Genomic DNA, 15,946 nt, shown 5'->3' on the forward strand with positions numbered 1-15,946 from the left:
ATGGCGGCATGCGCGTAGCGATCATCGGCGGCAACCGCATCCCGTTCGCCCGCTCGAACGGCCCGTACGCCACCGCCTCGAACCAGGACATGTTCACGGCGGTGCTGGACGGCCTGGTCAGCCGCTTCGGCCTGCAGGGCGAACGGCTCGGCGAGGTGGTCGCGGGCGCCGTGCTGAAGCACTCGCGCGACTTCAACCTCGTCCGCGAGTCGGTCCTCGGCAGCAAGCTCAGCCCGGAAACCCCCGGCTACGACCTCCAGCAGGCGTGCGGCACCGGTCTGCAGGCGATCATCGCCGTGGCCAACAAGATCGCGCTCGGCCAGATCGAGGCGGGCATCGCGGGCGGCGTCGACACCACCAGTGACGCCCCGATCGGCGTGAACGAGAACTTCCGCAAGCTCCTGCTGGAGTTCAACCGCACCCGCAAGGTCAGCGTGCTCGCGAAGCTGCGTCCCAGCCACGTCGTCCCGCACCTGCCGCGCAACGGCGAACCGCGCACCGGCATGTCCATGGGCGAACACGCGGCCATCACCGCCGCCCAGTACGAGATCACCCGCGAGGCGCAGGACGAACTCACCGCGCGCAGCCACCAGAACCTCGCGCGCGCCTACGACGAGGGCTTCTTCGACGACCTCGTCACCCCGTACCTCGGCCTGACCAGGGACCAGAACCTCCGCCCGGACAGCAGCGTCGAGAAGCTCGCGAAGCTCAAGCCCGTCTTCGGCGACACGATGACCGCCGGCAACTCGACGCCGCTCTCCGACGGCGCCTCCGCCGTCCTGCTGGCCACCGAGGAGTGGGCCGCCGCGCGCAACCTCCCGGTCCTCGCCTACCTGACGTTCGCCGAGACCGCCGCCGTCGACTACGTGCACGGCGACGAGGGCCTGCTCATGGCCCCGGTGCACGCCGCGCCGCGCATGCTCGACAAGGCGGGCCTCACGTTGCAGGACTTCGACTTCTACGAGGTGCACGAGGCGTTCGCATCGCAGGTGCTCGCCACGCTGAAGGCCTGGGAGAAGGAACTCGGCGAGGTCGACAGGTCCAAGCTGAACGTCAACGGTTCCTCGCTGGCCGCGGGCCACCCGTTCGCCGCCACCGGCGCCCGAATCGTGGCGACGACGGCGAAGCTGTTGCACCAGAAGGGCAGCGGTCGCGGTTTCGTGTCCATCTGCGCCGCAGGCGGTCAGGGCATCACGGCGATCCTGGAGCGATGAGTTCCGGCGGCCTGCGAGGTCTGCACCTCCGAACCCGTTTCGGAGAAGGATGGCGACCATGACCTTGCAGGCAGTGCTGGACTCCCACCGCGACACCGTCCCGAACTCGGCGGCTCTGGTCCTGAAAGGCGATGACGTCGAGTTCGCGGCGGTCGGCGAACCCCGAGACGCGGTCTTCCCGATCGCGTCGATCAGCAAGCCGATCGTCGCCACCGCCGCCGCACTCCTGGTCAGCGAAGGTGAACTCGCACTCGACGACCCGATCGCCCGCTGGCTGCCCGACCTCTCGGCCCCTGTGGTCGTCCGCACGCCGTCGAGCGAGATCGACGACCTGGTGCCGCTCGCCCGCCCGATCACCGTCCGGCACCTGCTGACGTCCCGCTCGGGCTGGGGCTTCACCGCGGACTTCTCGTTGCCCGCCACCGCGAAGCTCTTCGAGGAAGCCCACCTGCACGGCCGCCCCGACCTGCCGTCCCCCGACGAGTGGCTGAAGAGCCTGGCCACCGTCCCGCTGCTGCACCAACCGGGCGACGGCTGGGTCTACAACACGTCCTACGACGTCCTCGGCATCCTGATCGACCGCGCCACCGGCTCGCTCCCGTCGTTCCTCGCCGACCGCTTCTACACCCCGCTCGGCATGACGAGCACGAGCTTCGTCAGCGACGTCCTCCCGTCCGGCGCGGGCGGCCTCCAGTCCACAGTGGACGACCTGCTGGCGTTCTACCGCCACCTGCTCACCAGCGACCTGCTGCCACAGTTGGCCACCGACACGACATCAGCGCAGGAACGCGAAGCAGCCGAGATCTTCCTCGAAGGCCAAGGCTGGGGCTGGGGCGGCAGCGTCGACGTCGTGAACCGCGACCCGTGGAACGTCCCCGGCCGCTACGGCTGGGTAGGAGGTTCCGGTACGGCGGCGCACATCGTCCCGGCCACCGGCACGGTCACCATCCTGCTCACCCGAACGGCGATGACGAGTCCCACCCCGACCGCGATCATGCGCGATTTCTGGCAGTACGCGTCCCACTAAGGCTTGCCGAAGTCGACGGTCCTTCATGCACACTCAGAGTGTCGTTTCATCGCGACACTGGGGGTGGGATGCAAGACCTGCAAGTGGATTCCGTGAGAGACCCGATACTCGCGCGCGCCCTGATGGGCACCCTGCGAGACGAGTGGCGCCCGGCCGCCGACGCGATGAGGTCAGCCAGGGAGTGGGAGCGCCGCGCCTACATCCTGCTGACCCTCGCCGCAGCCGCCCGCCGCCGCACCGAGTGGCTCACCAACTGGCTGAAAGCACGGCCCGACGACCACGACGCCATAGCTCTGCACCACACCGTGAAGTCGCTCAACGGCCACTAGGGCTGCATGGCGGCGTAGAACCTCTTCGCCAGGTCACGCACAGTCGCACGGCACTGCTCGCCCTCTGCGCCGCCGGTGAGCGCCACGGTCAGCACGGCGTTCTCGTCGAGAGCCTCCAACGCACAGGCCGAAGCTCGCGTTTCTCGCCAGCGAGCTTCCGAACCGACGTTCGTGCTGCTATCCCTGTCCCACCCCTCGGTGCGGTCGGTGAAGTACTTCTTCGCGCGGTCGTTCCCGGACTTGGCGCCGGTGACGTCGTCTGTGTTCTCCCACGACCGGACGGCGAACAGCACCGCCTGATCGGCGGCTTTGAAAACGCAGTCCTTCGCCGACGTGTAGGGACCTGGCGGCGAGCCGAGGTCTGGTTGCGGCGTGGGGAGCTCCGGGCCCACTTCCTGCTGGATGTTCAGGCAGGTCTTCCGGTTCTCGGCCGTGTACTTCACCGAAGGGGGCGGCGCAACCGCTGACCAGTGCCAGCCCCGCCACCACACCGACGAGCGTTCTCATTCCTACCCACTGCCACCAGATGCGCACGATGACGAATTGTCGTACGTACCGTTCGGCTTCGCCCGGTACTGAACGCGCCCCTCCTTGCGCAGCCGCTTCATCCGCCGCCCCAGCAAGAACATGCACCCGAAGAAGATGATCAGGCCAAGCAGGGGCACCCCGACGGCGACCAGAACCAGTGTGTCCACGGCCGTCAGTCCAGCAACGACCAGGCGGCCGTGCAGGAAGCCGAAACCGTGATCTGCTGCGCCTTCAGGTTCAGCTGATCGACCATCCCGGCAGGCCCGGCCATCTCGAACGACGCCGCCCCGCTCATCATCCGCGGCGAGTAGCCCGACCTGCCCTCGACGTCCCCGATGCGCAGCAACGGCCCGAGCCGCCGCCCCAGCGCCGATGCGTAGCCCTCAGCCCGTCGCAGCGCATCGGCCACGGCCTCGCGTTGCGCCTCACGGATCGCCTCGGTGTCGTCGACCAGGGTCCACGACGGACCGTTGATCCACGACGGCTCGGCCTGCACCAGTTCGGCCAGCAGGGCGTCGAGGCGGTCCAGGTCCTTCACCCAGATCACGTACTGCTGCGACGCGCGGCTGCCGACGCGCTGGTTGTTGTCCCAGTTGTCGTGCGCGGACAGCTGCCGCGACCGCACCTCGAACTCCTCGAGCAGCGGCTCGACGGCGGAGATGCGCTGGTTGAGCGTCTGCACCGCCTCGGCGCGGTCGGCACCGAGCGCCTCGAACGTCACGTCCACCTGGGCGCGGTCGGCGGTCCGTTCGACCTCGCCGGTCCCCTTCGTCACGACTTCAGCCATGTGATCCAGCGAACCGGTACGGCACTCCATCCGCAACTATTACAGAGTATTGCTCAATCACTAGATAAACGTAGAGAGCGGCATCCGGCCGCAATCCGAGCGATGTCTGCGCGTCTCTACGAAGGTCGCTAGAAACGCGGATACGGTGCGAGCCATGGACCCGGTGCGCAACCCGTTCGCTCCCGGTGCAGGCCAGCGGCCTCCTGAGCTCGCCGGCCGGGACAAAGAGGTCGGTGCGTTCGAGGTTGTGCTCGAACGCGTGGCCCGCGGCCGTCCCGAACGCAGCCTCGTGCTGACGGGGCTGCGGGGCGTCGGCAAGACCGTGCTGCTCGGCGAACTGCGGTCGATGGCGATGAAACGCGGCTGGGGCGCGGGCAAGGTGGAGGCCCGGCCCGACGCCGACCTCCGCAGGCCGCTGTCCGCCGCGCTGCACCGCGCGATCCGCGATCTCGCCGTCCGCCACCGCGCGCCGGACCGGGTCGAGGCCATCCTCGGGATCCTGAAGGCGTTCGCGCTCAGGGCCGCCCCGGACGGTGCCAAGCTGCGGGACCGCTGGCAGCCCGGCATCGACGTGCCCGCGGCGAGTGGCCGGGCCGACTCCGGCGACATCGAGATCGACCTCGTCGAGCTGTTCACCGACGTCGCCGAACTCGCGCAGGACGTCGGCACGGGCGTGGCGCTGCTCATCGACGAGATGCAGGACCTCAAACCGGACGACATCAGCGCGTTGTGCGCGGCCTGCCACGAGTTGTCGCAGCTCGGCGCGCCGCTGGTGGTCGTCGGCGCGGGGCTGCCGCACCTGCCCGCGGTGCTGTCCGCCAGCAAGTCGTACTCGGAACGCCTCTTCCGCTACGTCCGCATCGACCGGCTCAGCCGCGAGGACGCCGACCGCGCCGTGCTCGCCCCGGTCGAACGGGAGGACGCGGGCATCACCGACGAGGCGTTGGACGCGCTGTTCGACGCGTCCGGCGGCTATCCGTACTTCATCCAGGCCTACGGCAAGGCCGCCTGGGACGCCGCGCCGGCCGATCCGATCACCGCGCTGGACGTCTCCGTGGCCGCTCCCGAGGCCGACGCCGAGCTGGCCGTGGGCTTCTTTGGCTCCCGATACGAGCGTGCAACACCCGCTGAACGCGAGTATCTCCGGTCGATGGCCGAGTTGACCGACGGAAAGGATGCGGGCGTCAACACCGCCCAGGTGGCCGAGCACCTCAAGCGCAAGCCGTCGTCGCTGTCGCCCGCGCGGGACTCGCTCATCAAGAAAGGCCTGGTCTACAGCGCGGAACGGGGTCAGATCGCCTTCACCGTGCCGCACTTCGGACGGTTCCTGCTCGGCCGTGAGGAGTGACGGCGGCCACCCGTAGTTGTCCGGCCGTCCACGTTGTCAACCGATGATTCATCGGCATGTGCCCCACCTCACCGGATAATCACGTGCTTTCACGCGCGCGAAGGTGCATACTTGGGTTACCAACCAAACAGACCTCACAGAGGGAAGTGCAGACCGAGATGAACTTCGCAGCGAAGCTCCGCGCCCGTCGTGCCGAGGCGCGCAACCGGAAGGCCGTGGCTCGCGCGATCGACATGGCGACCACCCCGTCCATGCGTCACGAGCTGATGGCCATCGCCCAGGCTCAGGTCACCACCCTGCGCTGACTCTGAAGAAGACCCGGCACTCGCGCGGCGCCCCGTTAGCGAGTGCCTCCCCAACGGGAACCCCCTGGAGCACCTCCCGCGCTCCAGGGGGTTTCATTCTGTTAAACGTGATCCGCGCCACAGTATGATGGCGTTGTAACAGCGCACGTCGGTCCGCCGATGTCACTGTTGACCTCGCGGTGCTGTCGGACCCCCGACCTGGCAGCACCGCGAGGTTTCTTGTTTGCTGGGGGACATGAAGATCGCCGTGCTCGGCACCGGCCTCATGGGTGCCCCCATCGCAGCCAACCTCGCCGCAGCCGGACACGACGTCCGGGTCTGGAACCGCACGCGCGCCAAGGCCGAACCCCTCGCCGCGAAGGGCGCCACCGTCCTCGACACACCCGCTGAGGCCGTCGAAGGCGTCGAGGTCGTGCTGACGGTCCTCAACGACGGCCCCACGGTCACCACCACCATGCAGGCCGCCGCGCCGTCACTGCCGCACGACGCGGTGTGGGTGCAGGCGTCCACGGTCGGTGTCGACGCGACCGAGGACCACATCGCGCTCGCCCGTTCGCTCGGGCTGGAGTTCGTGGACGCGCCGGTGCTCGGCAGCACCAAGCCCGCGGCCGAGGGCAAGCTCGTCGTGCTCGCGTCCGGCGCCGAGGAACTCCGTCCGCGCGTGCAGCCCGTTTTCGACGTGATCGGCGCACGCACGATGTGGGTGGGCGAGGCGGGCCAGTCGTCACGGCTGAAGCTCGTCGCGAACAGCTGGGTGCTCGCGCTGACCGCCGCGGTCGGGGAGGCCGTGTCGCTCGCGGAGGCGTCCGGGCTCGACCCGCAGCTGTTCCTGGACGCCATGTCCGGCGGCGCGATCGACACCCCGTACCTGCAGATGAAGGGCGGCGCGATCATCGCCCGCTCGTTCGACCCGGCGTTCACCGCGGAGAACGCGCTGAAGGACGCCCGGCTCGTCGGCGAGGCCGCGGCACGGGCGAACGTGCGGCTGGACGTCGCACAGGCGTCCGCCGAACGCCTGAAGCGCGCGGTCGACGGCGGTCACGGTGACAAGGACATGGCCGCGTCCTATTACGCCAGCTACGAATAAGCCCGACGATCGGCGGGTCCGACGGGACGTGCGGGCTCAATAGTTTGGCCTGTGTGAACAGACTCGCACGCTCCCTGCTGGCGTTCGGCCTGGCATCGGCGCAGGTCGTGGCCACCGCCGCAGTCGTGTCCGCCGCTCCCGACATCAAGGACCGCATCGCCGCCATCCCCGGCGTGCGGATCATCAGCGAGGGGACGGCCGGCACCGCGCGGACGTTCGTCCTCGGCATCCAGCAGCCCGCAGACCACCGCAGGTCGCGCGGGCAGCAGTTCGAGCAGCGCTTCTCGTTGCTGCACAAGGCCGAATCGAAGCCGATGGTGCTGCACACCACCGGCTACAACCTGTCCGGCTCGGTCAGCCCGTCCGAGCCCGCCCGGCTCGTCGACGGCAACCAGATCAGCGTCGAGCAGCGGTTCTTCTCGCCGTCACGGCCCGCGCCCGCCGACTGGGACGACCTGAACATCTGGCAGGCCGCCAACGACCACCACCGGATCGTGCAGGCGTTCAAGAAGATCTACGGCGCGAAGTGGCTGTCGACGGGGGCCAGCAAGGGTGGCATGACGTCGATCTACCACCGCCGGTTCTTCCCGCGCGACGTCGACGCGACCATCGCGTACGTGGCGCCGAACGACGTGGTGAACGACCGCGACGTCTACGGGAAGTTCATCAGGGAGGTCGGCGACGACCCGTCGTGCAACCGCCGCCTGGAAGGTGTCCAGCGGCAGATCCTGGAGCACCGCGACGAGTTCGTGGCACGCCTGGAAGCCAAGGGCTACACCTACAAGCAGTTCGGCAACGCCCACCGCGCGCTCGAGGTGCTGGTGCTCGACACGCCGTTCACGTTCTGGCAGTACGGCACGCAGTCCCAGTGCGCGCTGGTGCCGGGCGCCGGTGCGTCCGTGGACGACCTCTGGAAGTTCATCGACGCGACCGTGGGCTTCGACTTCTACACCGACGCGGGCGTGGCGCCCTACGACACCTACTACTACCAGGCGGGAACGCAGCTCGGCTGGCCCGAGGCCGACGAGTCCGCGGTGCGCGACCTGTTGCGCTACCCCGGTTCCAGCGTGCCGCGCACGATGGTCCCGGCCTCGGTCAAGTTCCCGCGCTTCGACAAGCACGCCATGGCCGACGTCGACCGCTGGGTGCGCTACCAGGGTTCGCGGCTGCTGTTCGTGAACGGCGAGAACGACCCGTGGAGCGCCGAACCGTTCACGCTCGGCCGCGGCACGCGCGACTCGCTGTCGTTCACCGTCCCGGCGGGCAACCACGGCGCGAACATCGCCCGCCTGCCCGAAGCGGACCGGGCCGCGGCGACGGCGGCGGTCCTGCGCTGGGCCGGTGTTTCCGCACCGGCTTCGGCGTCGACCGCGGCGCTGTCGGTCGACGAGGGCCCCGACTCGCTCGAAGCGCTGCGGGCTCGCCGGGGCTGAGGCAGGCTGAAGGCGTGCAGCCGTTGCTCGTGGTCGACGCAGCCAACGTCGTGGGGTCGGTCCCCGACGGGTGGTGGCGCGACCGGGCGGGCGCGGCCGAACGCCTCCGCGACGCCCTGCAGGGCCGGGACGAGGAAGTGGTTCTGGTCGTGGAAGGCAAGGCGCGCACCGTCTCCTCGATTCCCGACGTTCGTGTCGTCGCTGCTCCGGGTGAGGGCGACGACACGATCGTCGAGGTGGTGCGCACCGAGGGCGAGGGTCGTACCGTGACGGTCGTGACCGCCGATCGGGAGTTGCGCGCGAGGGTGGTCGCGCTGGGCGCCGAGGTGGCCGGACCCACCTCGATCCCGCGCCGTTAGAGCCGGTCGAGGCCGAAGAGTCGTTCCAGCACCTGCGCCACGCCGTCCTCGGTGTTGGGCGGCGCGTGGTTGAGGCAGGCGCTTTTGACGACGGGGTGTGCGTTGCCCATCGCGTAGGCTGTGCCGGCCCACCCCAGCACCGACAGGTCGTTGGGCATGTCCCCGAACGCGATGACCTCGCTCTGCGCGATGCCCCTGGTGGCGCACAACGACTCGAGCGTCGCCGCCTTGGACACCCCGGGCGGACTGATCTCCAGCAACCCGAGCCCGCCGGAGTGCGTGACCGACACGTGCTGCCCGACGGCCTCCTTGGCGATCTCCATCATCTGGTCGCTCTCACCGTCCGGTGCCCAGGCGAGCATCTGCACGACCTGGTGCGCCTCCTCGATGACGTGGTCGAGCAACTCCAGTGTCCGATGTGGATTGTTGGGTCCGAAACCCTGGAAACCGGGCTCCGCCAACACCTCCAGCCCGGTCTCCACCGCGATGCCGACGTTCGGGATCACCTCGGCCAGCGCCTCGGACACCTTCCGCACCACGTCGAACGGCACCGTCTGCGCGTGCGTGATCTCGCGGTTCGTCAGGTCGTAGATCATGGCCCCGTTGGAGCAGATCGCCGTCCCGGTGAGGTTCAGGTCCTGCACGAACCGCGGCGGCCGCGCGGTCACCACCACGACGTCGGCGCTGACGGCGTCGAGCGTGGCGCGCGTGCGGTCGCTCAACACGCCGCCGGGGTGCAGCAACGTCCCGTCGAGGTCGGTCGCGATCAGCCTGATCATCGCCCGATTATCGGGGCTGGCGCTCGCGGGCGAGAAGACCTGAAACGGTCACCTCCGTGGTGCTGCGCACGACATCGGCGAAGTCGATGCACATGACGGCCAGGGCCGGATCGGTGGCGTAGGCGTCGAGCACCGCCTGCGGGGGACGGCTGCCCGGCCACGCGGCGATCGCGATCAGCATGACCGTCTTCATCAGCGCGGCCGCGTTCTCGTCGCCGAGTTCGGGGAGATGCCGTGCGGTGAACCGGACGAGCGCCTCCAGATCGCTGTGGACGGCTCGCTTGTGCCGCAACGCGGTCTCGGCGGAGATGTTGTGCTCGAGCACCGTGGACTGGGCGCTGATCAGGTCGCACAGCACCGGACGGCGGGCCAGCGAGGTGGCCAGGAGGTCGGCCACCAGGTCCGCACGCTGCTCGGGAGGGCCTCCGGCGGGGATGTCCGCCGACTCCAGTTCGGTGATCCAGTCCGAGACCTCCGCCTCCAGCAGTTCGAGCAGCACCGCCTCCCGCGACTCGAAGTAGCGCAGGACGTTGGCCTTGGCGAGGCACACCCGGCGGCTGAGCGCGGTGAGGGTCAGGTCGGCGACCGGCACCTCGGTGAGCATCGCGGCCGCGGTGGCGAGGATGTGCCGCCGCCGTTCGCTGCGCTGCTCGTCGGTCCGCGCCCGCTGGAAGCTCATGTCACGCATGTTACAGACCACCGGTACTTTACTAAGAGACCGACGGTCCGTTATGTTGGAGACATAAGAGACCAGCGGTACTTAACGAGGGGTTGCCATGTACCAGGTTCCTGACCAGCACGGGAAGCGCATCGTCATCACCGGCGCGAACAGCGGCACCGGCAAGGAGGCGGCCAAGCGACTCGCCGGAGCAGGGGCCGAGGTCGTGCTCGCGGTGCGCACCGAGGCCAAGGGCGAGCAGGCGAAGGCGGAGATCCTCGCCGCCCATCCCGGCGCCGTGCTGGAGGTCCGCCGGCTCGACCTGGCCGACCAGTCGTCGGTGCGCGCGTTCGCCGAGGGGTTGACCGGGCCGGTGGACGTGCTGGTCAACAACGCGGGCGTGATGAACGTGCCCGCGCGGACCGAGACCACCGACGGGTTCGAACTCCAGATGGCCAGCAACTTCCTCGGCCCGTTCGCCCTGACCGCGCTCCTGCTGCCGACTTTGCTGGCCTCACCCGCGCCGAGGGTCGTGACGATGGCCAGCGGCGCCGCGTACCGAGGCCGGATCGACCTCGACGACCTGCAGTCCCGTCGCCGCTACAGCCCCACCCTGACCTACTCGCACACGAAGCTGGCAGACCTGCTGCTGATGGTGCGCCTTGCCGATCTCGCGGCCGAGCACGACTGGCCGTTGCTCTCGGTCGGCGCGCACCCCGGCTACACCCGCACGAACCTGATGACGTCGGGCCCGAACCTGAACGGCGGCAAGCCCGGCCTCGTCGAGTCGATCGGGTACCGGGTCGTGCCCTCGCAGGGCGTCGAGCAGGGCACCGAACCGCTCCTGTTCGCGACGGCCGACCCCGGTGCGGTCGCCGGTGGTTACTACGGGCCGCGCTGGGCTCTCGTCGGTCCGACCAGGCCTGCCTCGATGCCGCGACCCGCGCGGGACAAGGCGCTCGCCGCCCGCCTGTGGGCCGAGGCGGAGCGACTCACCGGCACGTCGGTGGAGGCCGTGACCCGGCGGTGAACGCTTCGGGCAGGATCGGATCATGACCCATCGCGTTGACGACATGCCGTTGCCGATCTGGCTGCCGGAATCCGGCTCCGGCCCCGGCATCGTCCTGATCCAGGAGATCTTCGGCCTGGACGCCTACCTCACCGGCATCGCCGAGAAGCTCGCCGCCCTCGGTTACGTCGTCGCCGTCCCCGAACTCTTCCACCGCTTCCAGCCCGGCTGGGTCGGCACCCACGACGAGGCGGGCATCGCGCAGTCGATGGAGGTCGTCGGCAACCTCGACTTCCCGCTCGCCGTGCAGGACGTCGTGAAGTCCGTCCAGCACCTGCGCGGCCTGCCCGAGGTCACCGGCGGCGTGGGCGTGCTCGGCTTCTGCCTCGGCGGCACCCTCGCCTACGCGGCGGCCGTCGCCGCCGACCCGGACACCGCCGTCGCGTTCTACGGCTCGGGCGTGCCGGACCAGATCGGCGCGCTGGACCAGGTGTCGTGCCCGATCCAGTTCGTCTTCGGCACCGAGGACTCCTTCATCCCCGAGTACGCGAAGGTCGTCGACGCGGTCGAGAACCACGACCACGCCGAGATCCACCTGGAGCCCGCCGGGCACGCGTTCCTCAACCACCTCGGCCCGTGGTTCGACGCCGCTGCCGCCGACCGCGCGTGGGACATCTCAGTCCAGTTCCTCGCGCGCACGTTGCCTGTCTAGGCGATGCACGGCACCGCGAGCTGCTGCGAGAAGAACCTCTCCAGCGGCTTGCGGTGCAGTCGTCGTTCGACGGCGATCAGCTCGTCCCGCCGGTAGTGCCTCACCTGGGTGCGCGTGACGACGAACCCGTTCCTGCTCGTCGTGGGCATCTCGTCGTAGAGCAACGCGTGTTGTCCTTGCGTCACAACGACGTCCGCCAGGCCGTCCGGGATCTCCCCGGCCCGCGTGGCGATGGTCGCGGCCAACGCGTCGGGCCGGTTGCGCAACCGCCGATGCGGCCACGGAACGCCGTGGTGCTCGGCCTCCAACGTCCGGTGCAACGCCCGCGCGGCGTGCCGGATGGCCTTGATCGAGTCGCCGCCGAGCACGTGCACCCCGGGACCGTCCAACCTCCTGTCGCGCCGGAACCCGGTGCACGCGATCACGTGGTCGTACCGCAGCTCGCCGGTGCCGTCGATGGTGGCGACGAACCCGTTGTCGTCCTTGACGATCCGCTGCACGGTCCGCCCGACGGTGTGCGTGAGCCGTGCCGTCGAGGCGATGTTGTCCGCCGTCTCGAACGCACTGGGCCCACGTCCGATGATCAGCACCCGCTTGCCCGCGTAGGCGGTGGGGTCGGTCGAGGCGCTCGCGTAAGTCTCGGCATGCTCGATGCCGGGAATCCTTGGCAGGTAAGGCTTCTTGCCGGTGGCCAGGATGACGTGCCGCGCCCCGAACGCCTTCGGGTCGCTGACCCTCGTGCGGTAGCGGACGTTCAACGGCAGCGCGAAGTCCTCCAGGTACCGCACCAGGTCGTCCGCGTTCGGAAAGGACCGCTTGCTGTACCGCGCGAACGGCACCCCGTCGAACAGCGAGTTGTCGTCCGTCGAGAGCACGCGGTGCCGCGGAAAGGTCCGGAAGAAGCTCGCCGGCTCCGGCCCCGCCTCGACGACCAGGTAGTCACGCCCCGCCTCGTGCAGGAACCGCCCCATCTGCAAGCCCGCTGGACCTGCACCGATCACCAGGTACTCCACCATCACGCACCTCCCGGCGTCCTCTACGCCGAGCATGGCGAAAAGGTTCAGGCGGGCGGCCAGAGTTCCATGATGCGGTCTGGCAGCGGGTTCCGCCGAAAACCGTCTCGCTGAGCGAGACCGGGGGCTAGCGTCGCCCTCGTGAACGAGGGCCTGCTCTGGTCGATCAAACGACACATCGGTCTGGTCGTGCTGATCGGTCTGGCGGTGTTCGGGTCATCCGCCGCGCTGCTCTGGGCCGCACTGGGTTTTCCGGCCGCCCCGGCGCAGAGACTCGACGTCATCAAGGTCGCGCTCACCGTCGTGGCCGGTGTCGGCGGCGTCGTCGCGCTGGTCGTCGCCTACCGCAAGCAGCGCATCAGCGAGTCCGCCGAGACCCGCGAACAGACCAAGCTGCTCACCGAACGCTTCGGCGCCGCCTGCAACCAGATCGGCAACGAGTCGCCGACCGTCCGCCTCGCCGGCATCTACGCGCTGGCCTCGCTGGCGGACGAATGGCCGGCGCAGCGCCAGATGTGCATCGACGTGCTCTGCTCCTACCTGCGCATCCCGTACGAACCGTTGGTGGAGTCCGAGTGGTACCTCGACGCGGAGTCCGAGGTGCGCTTCGCGATCACCTCGGTGATTTCGAGGCACCTGCGCGACGGCGCCCCGGTCAGCTGGCAGGGCCACGACTTCGACCTGGTCCGCGCCGTCCTGCGCTCGGCCGACTTCTCCGGCATCACGATGTCGTCCGGCACGTTGTTCCTCAGCCTGGCGAGGTTCCCGGCCGGCTGGATCTCGTTCGACGGCATGAAGGTGACGGGCGGCGAGGTGTGGTTCGGCGGCGCGTGCTTCGAGGGCGCGCGCATGACGTTCGACGGGGCCGAGTTCGCGGCGGGCAAGGTGAAGTTCGAGGGCGCGGAGTTCACCGGCGGCGAGGTGTCGTTCCGCAACGCCAGGTTCGCGGGCGCACTCGTCGACCTCTCGGCAGCGGTGATCACCGTCCCGCCGCTGTTCGACGACGGCGAGAAGCCAGGCCTGAAGCGCTGACCATTTTTTGTCGGTGCCGGATGTCATGATCGCCGCCATGGGCACCTGGGACATCGGACACTTCGACAACGACGCCGCCGCGGACTTCTCCGGCGCACTCGACGACGCACCGCAGACCGAACGCGAGGCCATCATCCGCAAGGCCTTGGTCACCACCATCGAGACCGAGGACTTCCTGGACAGCTACGACGCCTGCAAGGTCATGGCCTCGGCCGCCCTGATCGCCGCGCAGCTCCCCGGCGGCACCCCGATCACCACGGCCTACGCGCCGGACGAACCGATGCCGGTGTTCTCGGCTGACCTGCGGCCGCTGGCCGTGCAGGCGCTCGACCGGGTCGTCGCCAAGGACTCGGAGCTGGCGGAACTGTGGGACGAGACGGAGTACAGCGAGAAGTGGCGGCAGAGCGTCGCCGAGCTGCGGGCGGTCCTTCTCACCTGATGGACGTCGGAACAGCGTGACCGTCCACAGTGTTGGATACCGCCGTGACGACTGCCAAGCGCCGTGCCCGTGTCCGCGCCCCCGAACTGGCCGGACGCGGCTGGCTCAACACCGGAGGCGAGAAGGTCAGCCTCAAGGACCTGCGCGGCAAGATCGTGCTGCTCGACTTCTGGACCTTCTGCTGCATCAACTGCCTGCACGTCCTCGACGAGCTCCGCCCGCTGGAGCAGGAGTTCGAGGACGTCCTGGTCACCATCGGCGTGCACTCGCCGAAGTTCGTGCACGAGGCCGACCCGGAGGCGCTCAAGGCCGCCGTCGAGCGCTACGAGGTGCACCACCCGGTCCTGGACGACCCCGAGCTCGGCATGTGGGAGCAGTACGCGGTCAAGGCGTGGCCGACGCTCACCCTCATCGACCCCGAGGGCTACGTGGTGCACGTCGCCGCAGGTGAAGGCCACGTCGAGGCCTTGAGGACCATCATCGGCGAGCTCATCACGGAGCACGACGCGAAGGGCACGCTCCACCGCGGCAGCGGTCCGTACCAGGCGCCGGAACCGCAGAACACCACACTGAGGTTCCCCGCCAAGGCGATCGTCACGCCGAGCAACACCATCCTGGTCAGCGACTCGGCCCACCACAGCATCGTGGAGCTGGAGGCGGACGGCGAGACGGTCATCCGCCGCATCGGCACCGGCGAACGTGGCAAGAATGACGGCCTGAACCCGTCCTTCTCCGAGCCGGCGGGTCTCACCAGCGTCCCGAACACGCACGGCTACGACGTGGTCATCGCGGACACGGTCAACCACCTGCTGCGAGGCCTCAACCTCGAAACCGGCGAGGTCACGACCCTCGCGGGCACCGGCGAGCAGTGGCGCGACGGCGAGACGGACGGACCGGCCGACAAGATCGAGCTGACCAGCCCGTGGGACGTCGCGTGGTGGCACGGCGGCGTCGCCATCGCCATGGCCGGCAACCACACGCTGAGCTTCTTCGACCCCGCGACCAACACGGTCGGAAGGCTCGCCGGCACCACCGTCGAGGGCATCAACGACGGACCGGCAGACCAGGCCTTCTTCGCTCAGACCTCCGGACTCGCGGCGGACGGCGACCGGCTCTGGATGGTCGACTCCGAGACCAGCGCGCTGCGGTACCTGGAGAACGGCGAGGTCACCACGGTCGTCGGCAAGGGGCTGTTCGCGTTCGGGCACAAGGACGGCGACGCGGACGAGGCGCTGCTCCAGCACCCGCTGGGCGTCACGGTCCTCAAGGACCATTCGGTCGCCATCAGCGACACCTACAACAACGCCATCCGACGATTCGACCCCGAGAGCAACACCCTCACGACGATCGCCACCGACATCGCCGAGCCGTCCGACGCGCTGGTCGTCGACGGCGAACTCGTCGTGGTCGCGAGCGCGGCACACCGGCTTGAACGGTTCGCCGAAACCGCCGTCAAGGTCAACGGCGAGGCCCACGAGGTCAAGCGGCCGTCGACCGACATCGCGGCCGGCAGCTTCGAGCTCGCGGTCATCTTCACCCCGCCCAAAGGCACCAAACTGGACGAAAGGTATGGCCCTTCAACGCGTTTGGAGATCACCAGCTCTCCGCCCGAGCTGATCGTCGAGGGCGCGGGCGTCGGCACCGAACTGGTACGCGCGTTGCGGATCAACGATCAGGTCACGAACGGCGTGCTGCACGTCGTCGCGCAGGCCGCCAGTTGTAGTGACGATCCGGCCGACGAACACCCCGTCTGTCGTCTGACCAGGCAGGACTGGGGCGTGCCCGTTCGAGTTGTTGCGGATGCACCTACCCGGCTGCCGCTGCTCATGGGCGGCATGGACGAGGTAGGTCCGCAAGCCACGTAGACTCCCGGGGTGCCTGATGTCA

General features: G+C 69.1%; 19 protein-coding genes. 13 read left to right on the forward strand and 6 right to left on the reverse strand.

Annotated features, from left to right (window positions below; genetic code table 11):
* The first annotated feature begins 8 nt into the window (after window positions 1-8).
* From JNUCC0626_RS34240 to JNUCC0626_RS34250, 3 genes are all read left to right on the forward strand, one after another.
* Window positions 9-1,214 (forward strand): acetyl-CoA C-acetyltransferase, encoded by a 1,206-nt coding sequence (locus tag JNUCC0626_RS34240; protein ID WP_394614873.1) that lies wholly within the window; start codon window positions 9-11, stop codon window positions 1,212-1,214.
* A 58-nt stretch (window positions 1,215-1,272) separates the two neighbouring features.
* Window positions 1,273-2,241 carry a serine hydrolase domain-containing protein gene (locus JNUCC0626_RS34245; RefSeq protein ID WP_394614874.1) on the forward strand — a complete coding sequence of 323 codons (969 nt, stop codon included), beginning with the start codon at window positions 1,273-1,275 and terminating at the stop codon, window positions 2,239-2,241.
* A 92-nt stretch (window positions 2,242-2,333) separates the two neighbouring features.
* A complete protein-coding gene (locus JNUCC0626_RS34250; protein ID WP_394614875.1) occupies window positions 2,334-2,570 on the forward strand; it encodes a hypothetical protein in 237 nt (78 codons plus the stop codon).
* Here the strand turns inward: JNUCC0626_RS34250 and JNUCC0626_RS34255 are convergent.
* From JNUCC0626_RS34255 to JNUCC0626_RS34265, 3 genes are all read right to left on the reverse strand, one after another.
* Window positions 2,567-3,013, reverse strand: coding sequence for a hypothetical protein (locus tag JNUCC0626_RS34255; RefSeq protein WP_394614876.1), 447 nt, complete (start codon window positions 3,011-3,013; stop codon window positions 2,567-2,569). The two genes, JNUCC0626_RS34250 and JNUCC0626_RS34255, sit on opposite strands and share 4 nt — an antisense overlap.
* Before the next feature lie 66 nt (window positions 3,014-3,079).
* Window positions 3,080-3,265: a hypothetical protein gene (locus JNUCC0626_RS34260; protein ID WP_394614877.1), complete on the reverse strand. Its 186-nt coding sequence runs from the start codon at window positions 3,263-3,265 to the stop codon at window positions 3,080-3,082.
* 5 nt (window positions 3,266-3,270) lie between these two features.
* Window positions 3,271-3,885, reverse strand: coding sequence for an SIMPL domain-containing protein (locus JNUCC0626_RS34265; RefSeq protein ID WP_394614878.1), 615 nt, complete (start codon window positions 3,883-3,885; stop codon window positions 3,271-3,273).
* A 154-nt stretch (window positions 3,886-4,039) separates the two neighbouring features.
* Here JNUCC0626_RS34265 and JNUCC0626_RS34270 point away from each other — a divergent pair, with 154 nt between their 5' ends.
* From JNUCC0626_RS34270 to JNUCC0626_RS34290, 5 genes are all read left to right on the forward strand, one after another.
* The gene (locus tag JNUCC0626_RS34270) at window positions 4,040-5,233 is read left to right on the forward strand and encodes an AAA family ATPase (protein ID WP_394614879.1); all 1,194 of its coding nucleotides are present in this window, start codon (window positions 4,040-4,042) and stop codon (window positions 5,231-5,233) included.
* Window positions 5,234-5,391: 158 nt separating this feature from the next.
* Window positions 5,392-5,538: a hypothetical protein gene (locus JNUCC0626_RS34275; protein WP_169746017.1), complete on the forward strand. Its 147-nt coding sequence runs from the start codon at window positions 5,392-5,394 to the stop codon at window positions 5,536-5,538.
* Between the two features lie 235 nt (window positions 5,539-5,773).
* On the forward strand, window positions 5,774-6,625 hold the full coding sequence (locus JNUCC0626_RS34280) for an NAD(P)-dependent oxidoreductase (RefSeq protein ID WP_394614880.1): 852 nt from the start codon (window positions 5,774-5,776) through the stop codon (window positions 6,623-6,625).
* A gap of 53 nt (window positions 6,626-6,678) precedes the next feature.
* Window positions 6,679-8,058, forward strand: coding sequence for a S28 family serine protease (locus JNUCC0626_RS34285; protein WP_394614881.1), 1,380 nt, complete (start codon window positions 6,679-6,681; stop codon window positions 8,056-8,058).
* A gap of 14 nt (window positions 8,059-8,072) precedes the next feature.
* A complete protein-coding gene (locus JNUCC0626_RS34290; protein ID WP_394614882.1) occupies window positions 8,073-8,417 on the forward strand; it encodes an NTP pyrophosphohydrolase in 345 nt (114 codons plus the stop codon).
* Here JNUCC0626_RS34290 and JNUCC0626_RS34295 read toward each other — a convergent pair.
* Both JNUCC0626_RS34295 and JNUCC0626_RS34300 read right to left on the reverse strand, forming a co-directional pair.
* A complete protein-coding gene (locus JNUCC0626_RS34295) occupies window positions 8,414-9,196 on the reverse strand; it encodes an HAD family hydrolase (protein WP_394614883.1) in 783 nt (260 codons plus the stop codon). The genes JNUCC0626_RS34290 and JNUCC0626_RS34295 overlap by 4 nt on opposite strands.
* A gap of 7 nt (window positions 9,197-9,203) precedes the next feature.
* Window positions 9,204-9,875 (reverse strand): TetR/AcrR family transcriptional regulator, encoded by a 672-nt coding sequence (locus JNUCC0626_RS34300; RefSeq protein ID WP_394614884.1) that lies wholly within the window; start codon window positions 9,873-9,875, stop codon window positions 9,204-9,206.
* A gap of 97 nt (window positions 9,876-9,972) precedes the next feature.
* Between JNUCC0626_RS34300 and JNUCC0626_RS34305 the strand changes: the two genes are divergently transcribed.
* Together JNUCC0626_RS34305 and JNUCC0626_RS34310 are read left to right on the forward strand one after the other, a co-directional pair.
* On the forward strand, window positions 9,973-10,884 hold the full coding sequence (locus JNUCC0626_RS34305) for an SDR family NAD(P)-dependent oxidoreductase (protein ID WP_394614885.1): 912 nt from the start codon (window positions 9,973-9,975) through the stop codon (window positions 10,882-10,884).
* A 22-nt stretch (window positions 10,885-10,906) separates the two neighbouring features.
* Window positions 10,907-11,575 carry a dienelactone hydrolase family protein gene (locus JNUCC0626_RS34310; RefSeq protein WP_394614886.1) on the forward strand — a complete coding sequence of 223 codons (669 nt, stop codon included), beginning with the start codon at window positions 10,907-10,909 and terminating at the stop codon, window positions 11,573-11,575.
* Here the strand turns inward: JNUCC0626_RS34310 and JNUCC0626_RS34315 are convergent.
* Window positions 11,572-12,624 carry an NAD(P)-binding domain-containing protein gene (locus tag JNUCC0626_RS34315; RefSeq protein WP_394614887.1) on the reverse strand — a complete coding sequence of 351 codons (1,053 nt, stop codon included), beginning with the start codon at window positions 12,622-12,624 and terminating at the stop codon, window positions 11,572-11,574. The genes JNUCC0626_RS34310 and JNUCC0626_RS34315 overlap by 4 nt on opposite strands.
* A gap of 105 nt (window positions 12,625-12,729) precedes the next feature.
* Here JNUCC0626_RS34315 and JNUCC0626_RS34320 point away from each other — a divergent pair, with 105 nt between their 5' ends.
* The 3 genes from JNUCC0626_RS34320 to JNUCC0626_RS34330 are packed head-to-tail and all read left to right on the forward strand — an operon-like array spanning window position 12,730 to window position 15,924.
* Entirely contained in the window at window positions 12,730-13,620 is an 891-nt protein-coding gene (locus tag JNUCC0626_RS34320) for a hypothetical protein (RefSeq protein ID WP_394614888.1), read from the forward strand.
* A gap of 13 nt (window positions 13,621-13,633) precedes the next feature.
* Window positions 13,634-14,059, forward strand: a complete 426-nt coding sequence (locus tag JNUCC0626_RS34325) for a DUF4259 domain-containing protein (protein WP_394614889.1) — start codon at window positions 13,634-13,636, stop codon at window positions 14,057-14,059.
* 44 nt (window positions 14,060-14,103) lie between these two features.
* Window positions 14,104-15,924: an NHL domain-containing thioredoxin family protein gene (locus JNUCC0626_RS34330; protein ID WP_394614890.1), complete on the forward strand. Its 1,821-nt coding sequence runs from the start codon at window positions 14,104-14,106 to the stop codon at window positions 15,922-15,924.
* Window positions 15,925-15,946 lie beyond the last annotated feature (22 nt).

It is taken from the genome of Lentzea sp. JNUCC 0626, from assembly GCF_043632865.1.
Taxonomy (GTDB): Bacteria; Actinomycetota; Actinomycetes; order Mycobacteriales; family Pseudonocardiaceae; genus Lentzea.